Raw genomic sequence first — 17,386 nt, forward strand, 5'->3', positions numbered from 1 at the left:
ACCCCCTGTGTATCGCCGTTGCAGAGCCGGACCTTCGATAGATCGTCGTCGCCGCGATTCAGACGACTTCCGAGAGCCACCGCTTGAATGCCGTCAGCGCCTTCGACTCGGCACGGTCGTCGGGCCAGACGAAGTAGTAGGTGTGCGCCCTCCGGTCAAGAACAAAGTCGAACGGCGCCACCAGCACACCGGCTGCGAGCTCGCGCTCGACAAGGGCTTTCTGCGCGATCGCTACGCCATGACCTTCGGCGGCAGCCTGGTAGGCCAGGAGCGAAGTCTCGTACTTCATGCCTCGATACCCATTGACCCGCGATGCGCCGCATGCTTGCAGCCAGAACTGCCAGTCATCCGGGCGAGCCATCGAGTGCAGCAGCGTCTCACGCCTGAGGTCTTCAGGTTCGCGCAGTGGCCTGGATCCCGCCGCATTGCGCGCTGCCGTCACAGGCACGAGTTCATTCGCCACGAGCCGCTGGACCTTCGTCCTCGGCCATTGCCCATCGCCAAGCTGGACGCCCGCCTCGATATCTTCGCGATCGAAGCGCAAAGGGGCGGGAGACGTCGACAGCTGTACGTCGATGTCAGGATGCTCGCGATGAAACGAGGCCAGGCGTGGGATCAACCACTTGACTGCGAATGTGGCAGGCGACCTCAACTTGAGCGAATGGCGGCGAAAGCCGCCCCCCATCACGGCATTCGTCGCCTCGCGCAGCGCGCTGAACAAGGGGGTGACGTCGGACAAATAGCGCGCTCCCGCGACCGTGAGTTCGAGCCCGCCCGGAATGCGCCTGAAAAGCTTGAGGCCGAGAAACTGCTCGAGTGTCTTGATCTGGCGGCTGACCGCGGCCGGGGTGACGAACAGTTCCTTTGCCGCATTCGAGACGCTCAACAACCGCCCCGTGGCTTCGAAGCATTTCAGCGGGTTCAACGGCGGTAGCGGATCCATGGTCGCCTGAGCATTCCAGCGCATTAACAAAAAGTCAAATACGAGCAAGGAAATGTCGTTTGCCGCCCTTGGCTGCGACTTCTAAGCTCCTGGAAATTCAGTAGCCAAGGCCAAGCCGGCCGCGTGGCTCAGGACCCAAAGACCATGCTAAGAGACACGCTTCAGGGTATTCGCGTCATCGACTTCTCCCATGTGGTGGCAGGCCCCGTGTGCGGGATGATGCTTGCCGACATGGGCGCTGACGTGGCGAAGGTGGAGTCACCCGATGGTGAACTGGGACGCGCCATCGGGCCGCCCTGGCTCCACGGAGAAAGCGTCGTCTTCCTGAGCGTGAACCGGAACAAGCGCGGCCTGGCTGTGGATCTGCGCGATCCGGCCGCGCGCGCCGCCGTGATGAAGATGGCGGCAGGCGCGCATGTGATCGTCGAGAGCTTCCGGCCTGGCGTCATGGAGCGTCTGGGACTGGACTACGCGGCAGTGGCCAAGCGGAACCCGGGCGTCGTCTACTGCTCTATATCTGCCTACGGGCAATCGGGCGCACAGCGCCACATGCCGGGCGTCGATGGCGTCATCCAGGCCGCGACCGGACTGATGAGCACCCTGGGCACGTCAGGCTCGCCACCATCGAAGGTGCCGGTGCCGATCGCCGATATGGCGACGGGATATCTCGCGACGGTCGGCATCGTGGCTGCGCTGCGCAAGGCCGAGCGCACGGGGCAGGGGCAGCACATCGACATCAGCCTCTACAACGCCACGCTGATGCTCCAGCAGGTCGGGCTCGCCTCTTTCCTCGCGAGCGGAGATGAACCGCAGAAGACGGGCAGCGCAGCGCCCTACGCGTCGCCGAACGAGGCGTTCCCGACATCGGACGGATGGATCATGGTCGCGGCTTACCAGCCTGAACGCTGGCGTCGCCTTTGCGAACTGCTGCGGCGGTCCGATCTCTTCGAAGACCCGCGATTCGCAACGAATGCGCAACGCGTGCACAACCGCACGGTCCTCAACGAGTTGCTGTCGGAATCGTTCAAGACGCAGCCCACCCTCGGCTGGATGGAGCAACTGGAGGCGGTCGACATCCTCTGCGCGCCGATCGCGAGCTATGGCGAAGTCACGCGCTCGTTGCAATACCGCCAAAGCGGCGTCGAGACCAGCGTCGTCCATCCCGTGGCGGGCATCGTGCGCATGCCCGGATTTGCGCTGGGCGATCCTCAGACCAGCCGTGCGCCCCACCTGCCGCCGCCGAGGATCGGCGAGCACTCCGCCCGCATCCTGGGCGAATACGGCCTCGCGGCCGACGAGATCGCTGCACTCATTTCTCGCGGGGCCGTCAGCCAGGCAGCCGCCTGCGATGACCTGCGCCCGTCATCTTCGTCACCTCAACCTTCAGGCTCCGCGCCGGCAATCCACCATGACTGACACGACATCCACTCCCGCGCTCGTACGCACCGACAGGGCAGGTCCCGTCCTCAACGTCGTGCTCGATGCGCCCGCAGAGGGCAACGCGATGACGGTCGCCATGACGGAGCAACTCGCCGAGGTGCTCGAAAGAACGGCCGTCGACAAGTCGGTGCAGTGCATGGTGATACGGAGCTCAGGCAAGCATTTCTGCACTGGCGGCAATGTCAAGGACATGCGTGCAGGCAGCGACCTGATGGCGGGTTCCGTGGCCGACGTGCGAGAACGGCTGCAGGCGACGCTGCATCGCGTGACGCGCGCCTTGGCGACCCTCGAGATCCCGACCATTGCGGAGGTCAACGGAATGGCGATCGGTGCCGGATGCGACCTCGCGCTGATGTGCGACATCCGGATCGCGGGCGAGCAGGCCCGGTTCGCCGAGAGCTTCTTGCGCCTGGGCCTGGTATCGGGCATCGGCGGCGCCTGGTTCCTCACGCGGCTGGTCGGTCCGGCCAAGGCGATGGAGATGACCCTGACCAGTGAATTCATCGACGCCGAGGAGGCGCTCGCGCACGGCATCGTCTCGCGCGTGGTGCCCCAGGAGAGCCTGGCGGATGAGGTCGCAGCCCTGGCCTCAAGGATCGGATCAACGCCGCCCATCGCGTTGCGCATGGCCAAGCGGCTCGTGCGCGAATCCGCGCGAAGCGAACTGCCGGCCGCGCTGGAGATGGCCGCATCGATGCAGGCCATCCTGCTGTGCGGGGAAGAGCACAAGGCCGCCGTGAATGCATTCCTCGCGAGTGCCCGGTGAACCAACACCGCAAGCCCGCACATCCGCACCGAACCTGACGAGGAGACGACCATGAAGATTCTTCGAAGCGCTGCCATTGCCGTGGCGCTCACCGGCACTGCCGCTATTTCCGCCGCCCAGCCCATGCGCTTTCCCGAGAAGCCCGTTACGTTTATCGTGCCCTTTGCGGCCGGCAGCGCCACCGACCAACTGGCGCGCGCGCTCGGCGTTGCCTTCACGGAGAAGACGGGTCAGCCAGTTGTCGTCGACAACCGGGGCGGGGCGGGTGGGCTCATCGCGGCGCAAGCTGTGGCGCGTGCCGCGGCTGATGGCTACACGGTGCTGATCACCACCAATACGACACAGGTTGCCAACCCCTACCTCTACCGCAAGCTCCCCTACGACCCGGTGGCCGACTTCGCACCACTGACCGCATTGGGCCGTGGCGGACAGGTACTGGTCGTCCCCGCCGCCTCGCCCTACAAGTCCGTGGCCGATGTGGTTGCCAAGGCACGCTCCCAACCCGGCAAGCTGTCGTTCGGCGCAGGCAACTCGTCGAGCCGCATTGCCGGCGAGATGCTCAAGCAACTCAGCCAGACGGACATCCTCTACGTGCCGTACAAGAGCAATCCACAGGCCCTGACGGACCTGCTCGGCGGCCAGATCGACCTGATGGTGATCGACACCGTGACCGGCATCCCGCAGATCGAGTCGGGCAAGCTGCGCGCGCTCGGCGCCTCGACCCAGCGGCGACTGAGCGTATTGCCCAAGGTGCCGACGCTCGAGGAGGCCGGGGTCAAGGGCTACGACATCGGGTACTGGTTCGCAGCCTACGCGCCCTCAAAGACATCGCCTGCGGTCAGCGCTCGTTTGCGCCAGTTGCTGGTCGAGGCGGTCCACAGCCCGCACGCCAAAACCTTCTTCAACAGCACCGGCACGGAGCCATGGACCACCAGCGCCGAAGAACTGGCTCAGTTTCAATCGGCCGAAGCCACGAAGTGGAGCAAGGTAATCAAAGCGGCGAACATCGAGCCGGAATGACCGGCCACCGGGTCGTCGCGGGAAAGCGAGCCGCCCGTTCTGTCCGAACATGCAGCCGCCCACCCTGCCCGCCACAGGGTTCGCTCTCAAAAAACAAACGGTGTTTTTGGGAATCGTGCGTTGGCGTGGCGCCGCACTTTCAATAGCATGGGTCTCGACTGGAAGGGAAACACTCCCGGTGGAGTGGCCGGACTTCAAACCCGGAGTGGGTCGCTGACGATCCTGTGTGGGTTCGACTCCCACTCTCTTCCGCCAGATTCACATGAACGTGCGCGGCCGCCTCGACTCCGACATGCTGACCTCGACCCGCCAGGCGCGCCGCGCCATCCCCGCCGTGGATACCCTGCTGAAGGCGCCCGCCTTCCAGGCGCTGGCCAGCGAGTTCGGCCGGCCGCGCATCCTGGACTGCGTGCGCAACCTGCTGGCCGAACAGCGTCGCCGGTTGTCGGGCGAGCGCGCCGCCGCGGCGCCGGACGAAGAGACGCTCGCCGAGGAATGCCGCGCGCGGCTCAGCGCCGCCGCGCGCCCGTCGCTGCGCGCGGTGTTCAACCTCACCGGCACCGTGCTGCACACGAACCTTGGCCGTGCCCTGTATCCGGCGGAAGCAGTGGCTGCGGCAACGCAGGCGATGGCGCGCCCGGTCAATCTCGAATACGACGTGGACGGCGCCGGGCGCGGCGAGCGCGACAGCCACGTAGAAGACCGGCTGCTGCGGCTCACCGGCGCCGAGGCGGCGGTGGTCGTGAACAACAACGCTGCCGCTGTTTACCTCGTGCTCAACACGATGGCCGCCGGCCGCGAGGTGGTGGTGTCGCGCGGCGAGCTCGTCGAGATCGGTGGTGCCTTCCGCGTGCCCGAGATCATGGCCAGCGCCGGCTGCGTGCTGCGGGAAGTGGGTACGACCAACCGCACGCATCCGCGCGATTTCGAATCCGCGATTGCGGAACGCACCGGCGCGCTGATGAAGGTGCACGCGAGCAACTACGAGATCCGCGGATTCACCGCCGAGGTCGGTGCGGCGAAGCTGGCAGGCATTGCGCATGCGCACGCGCTGCCGGTGATCGAGGACCTGGGCTGCGGCATGTTGGTCGACCTGGAGGATTTCGGCTTGCCGCACGAGCCGACGCCGCGCGAGGCCATCGCTGCTGGTGTCGACCTCGTGACTTTCAGCGGCGACAAGCTGCTCGGCGGCCCGCAGTGCGGGATCATCGTCGGGCGAAAGGACCTGGTGGCGCGCATCCGCAAGAACCCGATGAAGCGCGCGCTTCGCCTCGACAAGGTCCGGCTCGCGGCGCTCGAGGCGGTGCTCGCGCTTTACGATGATCCGGAGCGCTTACCCACCCGGCTGCCGACCCTCCGGCTCCTGACCCGTGACCCGCAGGAGATCGCCGCGCAGGCGGCGCGCCTGCGCGCTGCCGTGCAGTCGGCGGTCGGCAGCGTCGCGCGGGTCGAATCCGTGTCGTGCGCCAGCCAGATCGGCAGCGGCGCGCTGCCGGTCGACACCCTGCCGAGCGCCGGCCTGCGCCTTTCGCCTGCAGGCCCGCGCGGCAGTCCTTCGGCGGAAGCGCTGGCCGCGGCCTTCCGCAAGCTCCCCGTGCCGGTGATCGGCCGCATCCGCGAGGATGCGCTGTGGCTGGACCTGCGGTGCCTCGACGAAGCACAGGAAGCGCAATTCACCGGCCAGCTCGCAGAGCTGCAGTTCCCCGGGGACCGCCCGTGATCGTCGCGACCGCCGGCCACATCGACCATGGCAAGACCACGCTGGTGAAGGCGCTCACCGGCGTCGACACCGACCGGCTGCCGCAGGAAAAGGCGCGCGGCATCTCCATCGACATCGGCTTCGCCTACTGGCGAGCCCCCGGCGGCGCGACGGTCGGCTTCGTCGATGTGCCGGGACATGAGCGCTTCGTGCGCAACATGCTCGCCGGCGTGTGCGGCGTCGATTACGCGATCGTGGTGGTCGCCGCGGACGACGGCGTGATGCCGCAGACGCGCGAGCACGTCAGCATCATCGACCTGCTCGGCATCGGGCGAGGCATCGCAGTCATCACCAAGGCCGACCGCGTCGATGGCGATCGCCTGGTCGACGTGTCGCGCCAGACGCGCGAGCTGTTGCACGGAACTTCGCTGCAAGCCGTGCCGCAGCTGCCCGTCTCCGCAGTGAGCGGGCAGGGCATCGATGCCCTGCGCGCGGAGCTCGACGCGGCAGCTTCCTCGCTCCGGCGCGCCGCCGCCGAGGGCCGGCGTGCGCGCTTCGCCGTCGACCGCGCGTTCACCGTCGCCGGCAGCGGCACGGTGGTGACCGGCACCGTGTTCGACGGCGCCGTGCGCATCGGCGACCGGCTGATCCTGTCGCCGAGCGGGCGCGACGTGCGCGTGCGCGGGATCCAGAAGGACGGCAAGCCGGCCGAGCGCGCCGAAGCCGGCGAGCGCTGCGCGCTCAATCTCGCGCGGCTGGAGCTTTCGCAGGTGCAGCGCGGCGACTGGGTAATGCACGCGGACCTGCACGCGCCCACGCAGCGCCTCGACGTGGCATTGCAGGTGCTGCCCGGCGAGGCGCATGCGCTGCGGCACTGGACGCCGGTGCATCTGCATCTGGGCACCTGCGACGTGACGGCGCGCGTGTCGCTGCGGCGCGGCGAGTCGGTCGAACCGGGCGCGCACACCTTCGCCCGGCTCATCGTGGACCAGCCGATCTCCGCCCTGCATGGCGACCGCTTCATCCTGCGTGACCAGTCCGCGCAGCGCACGGTCGGTGGCGGCCGGGTGCTCGATGCGTTTCCCGCGCAGCGCCGTCTTCCCTACGAACTGCGCCGGCGGCAACTGGAGGCCATGGCATTGCCTTCGGCGCGGGAGGCCTTGCAGGCACTGGCGGCCTGCATGCCGGCCGGCGTGAACGCGGCGGCGTTCGCACGCAACTTCAATCTCGATCCCGGTGCCTTCGCGCAAGTGCTGAAGCACACCGGCCTTGCGAGCGTCGGCACGGGCGCGCAGACGCTGGTGCTGGCGGCCGCCGCCGTGGCAGCCCGGTTGGCGCCCAGGCCGGCCGACGCGCCACTCGAAAAACCCGAACACCTTCGCCTCTGGCAGTTGGCCGAACCAGTGCTGATGCGCGCAGGCCTTGCCGGCCTCACCGTGCCCCAGCTCGCCGATGCCCTGGATGCCAGGGAGTCCGTGCTGCGTGACATGCTCCATCGCAAGGCGCAGGCCGGCGACGCGGCGCGGGTGGGCGACGATCGCTTCTTCCTGCGCAGCACCATGGACGAATTCATCCATGTGGCGCGCGGTGTGGCGCACGCGGTACCCGACGGGCGCTTTACCGCCGGCAAGTTCCGCGACGGGGCGGGGATTGGCCGCGCGCTGGCAGTGCAGGTGCTCGAGACCCTCGATCGCCTCGGCGTGACCCAGCGCGTCGCCGATGTCCGCGTGCTGCGCGCACGTCCGTCGTCCGAACCATCTTCCGCGTCAACCGTCCCAGGAGAAAGATCTTCATGAGCGACACCACTTCCCACGACCTGGTCGTGATCGGCGCCGGCGCGGCCGGCCTCAGTGCGGCACTCGAAGGTCTGCGAGCCGGCCTTGCCACCGCGTGGCTCGAGGCGCAGATGTTCGGTGGCCTCGTCCTCAACGTCAACGTGCTGGACGGCGAGGTCCAGGGCAGCGGCGCCGAGCTGTCCTCCACGTGGATGTCCGATGCGGTGGAACTCGGCGGCGAAAACCTGGAAGGCGTGGCCAGCGGCATCGAGCGTGACGGCGATGCGCTGGTGGTCGTGAGCGACGCGGGCCGCCACCGCGCGCGCGCCGTCGTCGTGGCGTCGGGCGCCGCGCTGAAGAAGCTCGGCGTCCCGGGCGAGGCCGAGCTCGAACACAAGGGTGTTTCCCACTGCGCCGACTGCGATGGCCCGATGTTCCAGGGCCAGGATGTCGTGGTGGTCGGTGGCGGCGATTCGGCCCTGCAATCGGCAACGGTACTGTCGCGCTTCTGCAGCCGGGTCCACCTGGTTCATCGAGGCAGTGCCTTCCGCGCGAAGCCGCAGTGGGTCGATGCGGTCCTGTCGGCCGCCAACATCCAGGTGCACTGGAACAGCGTGGTCGAAGAATTGCTCGGGACCGCAGGCGTCGAGGGCGTGCGTGTCAATGGCGAGACCCTCCCGTGCAGCGGCTTCTTCGCCTTCGTCGGTCTCCAGCCGGCGACGGCTTTCCTGCCGGCAGAGATCGCACGCGACGAGCGCGGGGCAGTCCTTGCCGTGAACGGCATGGAGACATCCATGCCCGGCGTGTTCGCGGCAGGGGTCGTGCGCGCTGGCTGCGGTGGGTCGCTCGCCGATGCGATGGCCGACGGGCAAGCGGCCGCGCAGGCCGCGATCGCCCACCTGGCGTTGGCAAAGGCCTGATCAGCCGGCCGGCAGATGCATGCCGCCGATGCGGGTCGGGCGTGCTTCGACCTCGTTCGCCAATTGCGAAAAGAGCCTTCGCGACTCAAGGTGGTGCGCTCACCGGGGGGTTCCTACACTGCGCCGCATGCACAAGCTTTCCCCCATCCCGCGGCACAATCCGCGCCCGATTGCGATGCGCTCCGCACGTTCGTCGGTGAACAATTCAAGCGCTGGCGTCACCTGGTGAAAGACAAGAACATCACCTCGACCGATTGACCAACCCTTTCCGGCATCAAGGCACCACATGCATTGCAAAACCTTCCTCGCCGCGCTCGCGGCCACCGCTTTCTGGCTCGCGGCGCCTGCCTTCGCGCAGGGCTTCCCGAGCCGCCCGGTCACGCTGGTGTCGCCGTTCCCGGCCGGCAGCGGCAGCGACCTCACCGCGCGTGCGGTGTCGCCCGGCCTCTCGGATGCGCTGGGCCAGCCGGTGATCGTCGACAACCGGGCCGGCGCGGGCGGATCGATCGGCGCGCAGTACGTCGCAAGGGCCAAGCCCGACGGCTACACGCTCTTCCTAGCCAGCCTGAGCTTCTCGGTGCTGCCGAGCCTGATGGAACTGGGCTTCGACCCCGTCAAGGACTTCGAGGCCGTGACGCTGATGGGCCTGCAGTCGCTGGTGTTCGTCGTGCCGCCCTCGCTGCCGGTGAACTCGATGGCCGAACTCGCGGCGCTTGCGAAGGCCAGGCCGGGCAAGCTGAACTATGCGTCGGCCGGCATCGGCAGCATCGGCCACCTCACCGGGGAGCTGCTGAAGAACGAACGTTCGCTCGACATCGTGCATGTCCCGTTCAAGGGCACGCCGGAGGCACTTACCGCGATCATGACGGGCGAGGTCCAGATGGGGCTGATCGCCATGCCGGCAGTCGAGGCGCAGATCAAGGCCGGCAAGGTCAAGGCCCTGGGCGTGACCGGCAGCAGGCGCGAGCGCAGCCTGCCCGACGTGCCGACCATGGCCGAGGCGGGCTACCCCAGCATGGGCGATTCGGTGTGGTACGCGGTGCTGGCGCCCACCGGAACACCCAAGGACGTGATCGCGCGCCTGAATGCCGTATTCGGCGAGACGCTGGCCAAGCCTGCCACCATCGAGCGCCTGGAGGGGCCGGCCAAGACTTCGCCCACCGTGAGCTCGCCGCAGGAGGCGACCGACTACGTGCGCGCCCAGCTTGCCAAGTGGAGCGGCGTCGCCGCGAAAGCCGGCCTGCAGCCGCAGCGCACGACCAAATAGGAAAGCAGAAAAAAGCGAATGCTGTTTTCCCACGCCGTCGTAGGCGCCCGCGCGAGCTGCTCCTAACATCGGCACACAACACCACCGAAGGACTTCATCATGGAAAAACTGTCTGTCATCAGCCCCATCGGCGCGGAAGCCGTCGAGCAGAAGAACCTGGCCAAGCGCCTGGACACCCTCAACGGCAAGGTCGTCGCCGAAGTCTGGAATGAGGACTTCAAGGGCGACATCATGTTTCCCATCTACCGGGAGCTGCTCAAGCAGCGCTTTCCCGAGGTGAAGATCGTTCCCTATACGGACATTCCCTACGCCTCGCTCAAGGGCACGCCCTCCTACCAGCGCGAGGTGCTCAACGACATCGTCGCGGCACTGAAGGCCAAGGGGGCCGACGCCGTCATCACCGGCAACGGAGGCTGAGGCACCTGCACACCGGCCGCGGTGCGGCCGGCAGCAGAAGCAGAAAAGATTCTCGGCATCCCGTCGGCGGTGGTGTCGATGCCGGGATTCAACATGGTCGGGCAGCTGTCTGCCAAGGCGGCGGGTGTCCCGGACGTGCCCGTGGTCGAGTACCCGGGCGCGGTCGGCGTGGACCACGCCGAGATCCGCGACAAGATCACGAACGTCCTGTTCGATCGCATCGTCAATGCGCTGACCAAGCCGATCAAGCCGCGTGCGCTGGGCAAGGCGACCGGCTGGGACTCGAAGAAGATCGTCTTCGAAGGCGACTTCGACGAGGTCAACGCGCACTTCCACGAGATGGACTGGAGCGACGGACTGCCGATCGTTCCGCCGACGCTGGAGCGCGTGGAAGAGTTCCTGCGCTACACCGACCGCAAGCCCGACGAGGTGATCGCCGTGTTGCCGCAGATGAACCTGCGCGCCACGGTGTGGAACATCGCGGCCAACGGCGTGATGGCCGGGTGCAAGCCGCAGACCATGCCGATCCTCGTGGCCATGGTCGAGGCCCTGCAGGAAGACAAGTACAACCTCGACAACATCGGCACCACTTGGGGCATCACGCCCTACGTGTTCCTCAACGGGCCGATCGTGAAGGAACTGGGCTTCAACAACGGGGCGGGGCTCATCTCGCGCGGCGCCAATCCGTCGTTCGGCCGGGCGCTGGGGCTCATCATCCGCAACATCGGCGGCTACCGTCCGGCGAAGAACCAGATGGGCACCTTCGGCTACCCGATCAACTTCTGCTTCGCCGAGAACGACGAGCTGAACCCGTGGGAGCCGTACCACGTGGAAAAGGGATTCGACCGCAACGCGAGCACGGTGTCCGTGAGCACGACGATGAACTGGGGCTTCCAGCCGTCGCCCTACACGCGCGACGACCAGAGTGGGGCCGAGTGCGCTCTCAAACAGCTGTGCCGTGATGCGCTGCGCAAGCCCGCCTTCGCGCTGTTCGCCGAGCGCGGGCCGGCGAGCTTCGTCAACGACATCGTGTTCGTGCTGGCGCCGCCGGTGGCAAGGGTGCTGGCGGACGCAGGCTACTCGAAGGACGACATCCGCCGCTACATCTGCGAGAACACCACCGTGCCGCGCCGCTACCTGGACTTCGAGCTGAAGTACACGATGGCCGAGGTGCACACGATCGAGGAGAAGATCAAGCTCGGGACCTTCCCGCCTGAGTTCGACGTGGGGCCGGACGACCCGGTGAGGGTCATGCCCGGTCCCGAGTACATCGAGATCCTGGTCGCAGGGGATCCAGGGCGCAACCGGATCAAGACACTCGATTCGGGCTACACGCGCGTCACCACGAAAGAGATCAAGTTGCCGGCCAACTGGGCCGACCTCCCCAAGCGTTGACGCTCATCTTCGAGCAAACAGAGCTGGAGACAACGATGAAGAACTTTCGACGCAGGATGCTCCTGGCAACGATGGCCGGATGCGCGCTTTCACCAGGGCTCGCATTGGGCGAGGCCGTGTGGCCCGACAAGCCGGTGCGGGTGGTCGTCCCCTGGGCGCCGGGGGGCATCACCGACATCCTTGCGCGCGTGATCGCGCAAAAGCTGTCGGCGCATTTCGGCCAGCAGTTCGTGATCGACAACAAGGCGGGCGCTTCCGGCAACATCGGTGCCGAACTGGTCGCGAAAGCGCCAGCCGACGGCTACACGCTGCTGCTGACCAACCCGGGCGCGTTCTCGACCAACCCGTTCCTCTATGCCGACCTTCGCTACAAGCCTTCGGACTTCGCGCCCATCATCGTGCTGGCGAAGTTTCCGAATGCGTTGATCGTGAACAAGGACCTGCCGGTGAAGTCGGCCATGGAACTCGTGGAGTACGCGAAGAAAAACCCGACGGCGCTCAACGGTGGCTCTTCCGGGGCGAGCAGCTCGGGCCATCTGTCGCTGGAGATGTTCAAGTACCTGACCGGCGCGCCCGTGCAGAACGTGTTCTACCAGGGCGCCGCGCCGACCAAGATCGACCTGGCCGCAGGTCGCATCCAGGTGGTGCTCGACAATATTCCGGGCTACCTGAGCGAGCTGCAGGCAGGCACGGTACGCATGCTGGCGGTGGGCACCAAGACTCGGCTGGCGACCTTTCCCGATGTGCCCACGCTCGACGAAGCGGGCGTGAAGGGTTATGAATCGTCGGTCTGGTACGCCATGGCGGCCCCCAAGGGCACGCCACCAGCCATCATCCAGAAGGTGAATGCCGCCGCCGCCGCGGCGCTGGCCGCCCCCGATGTGCAGGACAGGATCAAGCAACTGCAGGGCATCGCCATGGGCGGTTCGCCGGAGGACGCCGGGCACTTCTTTGCGGAAGAAGCCCAGCGCTGGAAGGTGATCATCGAGAAGGGCGGCATCAAGGCCGGAGGTTAGCGCGCCTGGCTGCTGCGGAAGATGCCCGCCGCAGCGCCGCTGTCCAGCAGCAGGTTGTGGCCGGTGATCGACCGCGCCGCGGTCGAGGCCAGGAACACGGCCGCGTCCGCGAAGTCCTCGGGCGTTGGCAGCCAGCCCAGCGGCATCGACGCGGCGACCTCGCGCACCGCCTGGTCGACGTCCTTGGCGCCGGCGACGGCGAGTTGCTTGCGCAGGAAGGGCGTGTCCGTCGACGCGGGCGCGATGGCGTTCACGCGCACGCCCCGCGGCCCGTATTCGAGCGCCAGCGATTTGGTGAGGCCGACGATCGCATGCTTGGAGGTGGTGTAGATGCTGCGTCCGGCCCGGGCAGTCACGCCCTGCAGCGAACTCGTGAAAAGAAGGCTGGCGCGTGGGCTGCGCACGAGGCTGCGCAAGGCGGCCTGCGCCGAATAGATGGAGCCCAGCACGTTGACTTCCACCACGCGCCGGATCTGGGCCGTTTCGGCCTCAATGAGCGAACCCGCGAAGCCCACCCCCGCGTGGGCGAGGAAGATGTCGATCGGAGCGCCGAAGAAGGCTTCCGCGTGATCCACCAGCCGCGTGCAGGCCTCGGGGTCGGCGATGTCGCAGGCCAGTGCGGTGACGCGCTCGCCGCTCGCGTCGATCCCCCTTGCGCAGGCCGTCGCAGCGTCGCCGTCGAGGTCCGAGATCACCACCCGCGCGCCTTCAGCCGCGAAGCGCCGCGCTGCAGCAGCACCCAACCCGCGCGCCGCGCCGGTGACTACAGCGTGGTAGTTCTTCAGCTGCATCGGGTTCAAGCCGTCTTGCCGCCGTCGACCAGCAGCGACGCGCCGTTGACGTAGGACGCTTCATTCGAGAGCAGGAACAGCGCGGCGTTGGCGACCTCTTCCGGCCGTGCGGCGCGCCCCATCGGATTGCCCGAGGAGCGGATGCGCTTCAGCTCGTTCAGGTCCTTGCCCTTGGTCTCTTCCTCGTCGGGGCGCGAGACCAGCGTGTCGAGCATTGGGGTGTCGGTGGTGCCGGGGCAGACCACGTTCACCCGGATGTTGTCCGGGCCGTAGCGCTTGGCCAGCGAGCGGGCCAGCCCGATGACGCCCCACTTGGCCACGGAGTACAGCGGGCTGAAGGGCGAGCCGATCACGCCCGAGGTGGACGAGGTGAACAGGATGCTGCCGCCGCCGGCCTTGCGCATCAGCGGGATCGCCTCGATCGCGCTCGCGAGCGCGGCGCGCACGTTGAGGTTCATCGCGATATCGAACTCGCGCAGGTCCAGGCCCTCGATTTTCGAGACCGAGGCATGGCCCGCGTGCGCCCACATGAAGTCGAGCTTGCCGAAGCGCTTCGCGGCTTCGTGCACCAGCCCGCGGGCGAAATCCTCTTCCATGAGGTTGCCGGCCAGCGCGAAGGCGTGGCCGCCAGAGGTCTTGATTGCCTCGGCGACCTCCTGGGCCTTCGCCTCGTCGAGATCCACCACGGCGACGGACGCCCCTTCGGCGGCGAAACGCAGCGCGCCCGCGCGGCCCATGCCCGAAGCTCCTGCCGTGACGATCCCGAACCTGTCGGCCATGCGCATGTCATCTCCTGTGGAAGTCCGGCCACTGTAGAAGCCCGCACCGCGCGGCAAAAGCGCGATTCGGCGAAACCAGTTTTCGGTTTTTGCAGTCCTGGAGTGCGCGCTGCGGAGTCATCATCGACTGCATTCCAGTTCCATCGAAAGAACGCTCATGCACGCACGCCGCCCATTTCTCCGACAGGCTTCCGCGGCCACGGCCGCCACCATCTCGGCGTGCGAAGTCGCCTGAGCGGGAGAGGGCGCGCATGGCGGAACAGACATTCGACCTGGTGGTGGCGGGCTGCGGCGTGGCTGGCCTCTCGGCAGCGGTGGCGGCTGCCGAGGCCGGTGCGAAGGTGGCGGTGATCGAGCGCGCAACGCGAGACGAGCGCGGCGGGCAGAGCCGGTACACCGAGGCCTATCTCCGGATGAAGAGCCTGACGGAAGTCACGGACGATTTCGAGACGCACCTGGCCGAGAACGGGTCCGGCGCGATCGACCCCGAACTGGTCGAGGAAGCGGTGCATTCGCAGCGTGGCGCGCTCGCCAAGGCGCTGAGCATCGCCGACCCTGCGGTGATCGAACGCCTGTCTGCCGGCGCCGGCGAGACGATCGCGTGGTTGCAAGGCATGGGCGTGCGCTTCGATTTCCTGCCGACCCAGTTCCTCACCAAGTCCCAGCCGCGGCTGCTGCCCGTCGGTGGCGGCGCGGCGCTGGTCGAGGCACTCGCGGCGCGGGCCGAGCGACTGAAGGTGAGCTTCTTCTACGAAACCACGGCCTGCGCCCTGCAGCAGGATGCAGACGGACGGGTGGTGGGCCTGAAGGTGCGCAGCCGCGGCGCGGGCACGCGACTGTTGGGCGGGCAGGTGGTGCTGGCCTGCGGCGGCTTCGAGGGCAACGCGGAAATGATGACCCGCTACGTGGGGCCACGCTCGACCTACCTGCGGCCGGTCTGCAAGGGCGGCTACTACAACCGGGGCGAGGGCATTGCCATGGGCCTCGATGCCGGCGCCGCGGCCAGCGGAGACTTCGGCAGCTACCACGCCGAGCCGGTGGACCCGCGCTCAGGCATTGCCGAGCCGTCGATCTTCATCTTTCCCTACGGCATCCTTATCAACCTGGACGGCAGGCGCTTCACCGACGAGGCGCCCGGCACCGTCGATGCGTACTACGAGCGCGTCACGCGCCGCATCTACGAGCAGCGCGAGGGCACCGCCTGGGTCGTGCTCGATGCGCGCCACACGCGCATTCCCAACTACCGCCTGGGCATTCGCACCGACAAGCCACCGGTCGTCGGCGAGAGCCTCGCGCAGCTGGCCGGGAAGATCGGCGTGCCCGCCGATGCACTCAAAGCGACGGTGAACGCGTACAACGCTGCCTGCGTCGAGGGACAGGGCGAGTGGCGGCCGCTGGAGCTCGATGGCCTCGCGACACGCGGGCTATCGCCGCCCAAGTCGAACTGGGCGACGCCCCTGACGGAGGGCCCGTTCCACGCCTACCCGATCATCTCGTCGAACGTGTTCACCTTCGGCGGCTTGAAGACCGATGCCTCCGCGCGCGTGGTGGATGGGGACGGCGAGCCGATTCCCGGGCTGTTCGCCGCGGGTGAGACCGCCGGCATCTACTACCGCAACTACACCGGCGCTACCTCCGTGCTGCGAGGACTGGTGTTCGGCCGCATCGCCGGCGCCTTGGCGGCAGCTTCGCGTCGATGAGCATGGATCCGCAGCAAGGCTACGCCGGGCGCATCGCCTTGGTCACGGGTGGGCGGGGCGTGATCGGCAGCGCCGTCACCGGCGCCCTGCGCGCACGCGGTGCCGCCGTGGTGTGCGCCGACAGCGAGGGCACGCTCGATGGTGCGCATGCCGATGCCCAGGCGCTTGCCGCGACGACGCTGAGGCTGGACGTGACCGACCGCGCCGCCATCGCCGCGCTGGTCGCGCGCATCGAGCAGCTGCTCGGCCCGGTTGACCTGCTGGTCAATGTCGCGGGCGTGGTCTCCTTTGGCAGCGCGCAGGATCTGGCCGAAGCAGAATGGGACCGCGTGATGGCCATCAACCTCAAGGGCAGCTTTCTCGCCTGCCAGGCGGTGATGGCCGGCATGAAGCGCGCCGGTTTCGGCCGCATCATCAACATCGGCTCGGTCGTCGGCAAGAACGCTGGCAACGCGCGGCCCTGGATCGACAGTGCCGAACAGCAGCGCGCGGGCAACGTCGCCTACGGCGTATCCAAAGCCGGAATTCACGCGATGACCGGCTTCCTCGCCAAGGAACTGGCCGCGCACGGCATCACCGTCAACGCGATCGCGCCCGGCCCCATCGCGACACCGATGACCACCAGTTTCCCGGAGCAGCTCAAGGCACTGATCCCGGCGGGGCGGATGGGCACGGCCGCGGACATCGCGAATGCGGCCCTGTTCCTGGCGGCGCGTGAATCTTCGTTCATCACCGGCGAAGTGATGGACATCAACGGCGGCATGCTGTGCGACTGACCGGCTCGCACGGGCTTATTCCTCTTTCTCCTTTCGCTTCCTCTTCCTCTTCCTCTTCCCTCGCTTCCCCTCCTCAGCTCTGGACACCACGTGAAATCGATCTACCTCATCCTCGACATGCAGAACGACCTGGTGCATGCAGACGGCCCGAACGGCAAGTCGCCGCTGGGCGAACAGGTCCGTGCGCGGCGCGTTATGGAGAACACCGCGGCAGCCCTCTCGAAGGCGCGGCAGGCCGGCATTGCGGTGGGCTTCGTGCGCGTGGGCTTCTCCGAGGGCTATCCCGAGTGCCCGAAGAATTCGCCGGTGTTCTCGGGCGCGCCGAAGGCGGGGCTCTTCCGGCTCGGCCAGTGGGGCACCGCCATCCACGAGGCGCTCGAACAGCGGCCGGGCGACGTGCAGGTGACCAAGCACCGCGTGAGCCCTTTCTATTCGACCACCCTGGAAGCGCAGCTCAGCGCCCTGGGCATCGAGCGCATCTATTGTTCCGGCGTGTCGACACAGGCGGTGGTACAGGCCACCGTGCGTGACGGCCACGACCGCGACTTCGAGATGGTCGTGCTCGAAGACTGCTGCTGCGCGCACGCAGTCGAGGAGCACGCCAACTCGATGGCCAGCCTCGCGCGCTTCTGCAAGACGACGACCAGCGCGGCCGTCGACTTCTCATCCTGAACGCCCGGGG

Annotated in this window: 16 protein-coding genes, 1 tRNA gene and 1 pseudogene; 15 read left to right on the top strand and 3 right to left on the bottom strand. The window is 67.4% G+C overall.

Annotated elements, in window-relative coordinates; all coding sequences use genetic code 11:
* Positions 1–58 precede the first annotated feature (58 nt).
* The gene (gcvA, locus tag E5CHR_RS10035) at positions 59–943 is read right to left on the bottom strand and encodes a transcriptional regulator GcvA (protein ID WP_162583658.1); all 885 of its coding nucleotides are present in this window, start codon (positions 941–943) and stop codon (positions 59–61) included.
* 144 nt (positions 944–1,087) lie between these two features.
* Between gcvA and E5CHR_RS10040 the strand changes: the two genes are divergently transcribed.
* The 12 genes and pseudogenes from E5CHR_RS10040 to E5CHR_RS10095 all read left to right on the top strand — a co-directional run bounded on the left by E5CHR_RS10040 (position 1,088) and on the right by E5CHR_RS10095 (position 12,658).
* Positions 1,088–2,359, top strand: coding sequence for a CaiB/BaiF CoA transferase family protein (locus tag E5CHR_RS10040; RefSeq protein ID WP_162579543.1), 1,272 nt, complete (start codon positions 1,088–1,090; stop codon positions 2,357–2,359).
* On the top strand, positions 2,352–3,149 hold the full coding sequence (locus E5CHR_RS10045; RefSeq protein ID WP_162579544.1) for an enoyl-CoA hydratase-related protein: 798 nt from the start codon (positions 2,352–2,354) through the stop codon (positions 3,147–3,149). The genes E5CHR_RS10040 and E5CHR_RS10045 overlap by 8 nt, the downstream gene beginning before the upstream one ends.
* A gap of 51 nt (positions 3,150–3,200) precedes the next feature.
* Positions 3,201–4,169 carry a Bug family tripartite tricarboxylate transporter substrate binding protein gene (locus tag E5CHR_RS10050; protein WP_162579545.1) on the top strand — a complete coding sequence of 323 codons (969 nt, stop codon included), beginning with the start codon at positions 3,201–3,203 and terminating at the stop codon, positions 4,167–4,169.
* 160 nt (positions 4,170–4,329) lie between these two features.
* Positions 4,330–4,424: transfer RNA gene (locus E5CHR_RS10055), tRNA-Sec, on the top strand.
* Between the two features lie 7 nt (positions 4,425–4,431).
* On the top strand, positions 4,432–5,889 hold the full coding sequence (selA, locus tag E5CHR_RS10060; RefSeq protein WP_232062019.1) for an L-seryl-tRNA(Sec) selenium transferase: 1,458 nt from the start codon (positions 4,432–4,434) through the stop codon (positions 5,887–5,889).
* Positions 5,886–7,664 carry a selenocysteine-specific translation elongation factor gene (selB, locus tag E5CHR_RS10065; protein WP_162579546.1) on the top strand — a complete coding sequence of 593 codons (1,779 nt, stop codon included), beginning with the start codon at positions 5,886–5,888 and terminating at the stop codon, positions 7,662–7,664. The genes selA and selB overlap by 4 nt, the downstream gene beginning before the upstream one ends.
* Entirely contained in the window at positions 7,661–8,563 is a 903-nt protein-coding gene (locus tag E5CHR_RS10070; protein WP_162579547.1) for an NAD(P)/FAD-dependent oxidoreductase, read from the top strand. The genes selB and E5CHR_RS10070 overlap by 4 nt, the downstream gene beginning before the upstream one ends.
* Positions 8,564–8,578: 15 nt before the next feature.
* Positions 8,579–8,821, top strand: coding sequence for a hypothetical protein (locus E5CHR_RS10075; RefSeq protein WP_162579548.1), 243 nt, complete (start codon positions 8,579–8,581; stop codon positions 8,819–8,821).
* A 28-nt stretch (positions 8,822–8,849) separates the two neighbouring features.
* Positions 8,850–9,830, top strand: coding sequence for a Bug family tripartite tricarboxylate transporter substrate binding protein (locus E5CHR_RS10080; protein ID WP_162579549.1), 981 nt, complete (start codon positions 8,850–8,852; stop codon positions 9,828–9,830).
* 99 nt (positions 9,831–9,929) lie between these two features.
* A complete protein-coding gene (locus E5CHR_RS10085) occupies positions 9,930–10,247 on the top strand; it encodes a UGSC family (seleno)protein (protein ID WP_162579550.1) in 318 nt (105 codons plus the stop codon).
* Positions 10,248–10,259: 12 nt separating this feature from the next.
* A pseudogene (locus E5CHR_RS10090) lies at positions 10,260–11,642 on the top strand (hypothetical protein); the annotation flags it as partial.
* 35 nt (positions 11,643–11,677) lie between these two features.
* Positions 11,678–12,658 (top strand): Bug family tripartite tricarboxylate transporter substrate binding protein, encoded by a 981-nt coding sequence (locus E5CHR_RS10095; RefSeq protein WP_162579552.1) that lies wholly within the window; start codon positions 11,678–11,680, stop codon positions 12,656–12,658.
* Here E5CHR_RS10095 and E5CHR_RS10100 read toward each other — a convergent pair.
* Positions 12,655–13,449 carry an SDR family NAD(P)-dependent oxidoreductase gene (locus E5CHR_RS10100; RefSeq protein WP_162579553.1) on the bottom strand — a complete coding sequence of 265 codons (795 nt, stop codon included), beginning with the start codon at positions 13,447–13,449 and terminating at the stop codon, positions 12,655–12,657. The genes E5CHR_RS10095 and E5CHR_RS10100 overlap by 4 nt on opposite strands.
* A gap of 5 nt (positions 13,450–13,454) precedes the next feature.
* Positions 13,455–14,234, bottom strand: coding sequence for an SDR family NAD(P)-dependent oxidoreductase (locus E5CHR_RS10105; RefSeq protein ID WP_162579554.1), 780 nt, complete (start codon positions 14,232–14,234; stop codon positions 13,455–13,457).
* Positions 14,235–14,479: 245 nt separating this feature from the next.
* Between E5CHR_RS10105 and E5CHR_RS10110 the strand changes: the two genes are divergently transcribed.
* The 3 genes from E5CHR_RS10110 (at position 14,480) to E5CHR_RS10120 (ending at position 17,376) form a co-directional block, all read left to right on the top strand.
* Positions 14,480–15,928: an FAD-dependent oxidoreductase gene (locus E5CHR_RS10110; protein ID WP_162579555.1), complete on the top strand. Its 1,449-nt coding sequence runs from the start codon at positions 14,480–14,482 to the stop codon at positions 15,926–15,928.
* Positions 15,925–16,704, top strand: coding sequence for an SDR family NAD(P)-dependent oxidoreductase (locus tag E5CHR_RS10115; RefSeq protein WP_197893845.1), 780 nt, complete (start codon positions 15,925–15,927; stop codon positions 16,702–16,704). The genes E5CHR_RS10110 and E5CHR_RS10115 overlap by 4 nt, the downstream gene beginning before the upstream one ends.
* A 90-nt stretch (positions 16,705–16,794) precedes the next feature.
* Complete coding sequence (locus E5CHR_RS10120; RefSeq protein ID WP_232062020.1) at positions 16,795–17,376, top strand: cysteine hydrolase; 582 nt, start codon at positions 16,795–16,797, stop codon at positions 17,374–17,376.
* Positions 17,377–17,386: the final 10 nt, after the last annotated feature.

It is taken from the genome of Variovorax sp. PBS-H4 (assembly GCF_901827205.1).
Lineage (GTDB): Bacteria > Pseudomonadota > Gammaproteobacteria > Burkholderiales > Burkholderiaceae_C > Variovorax.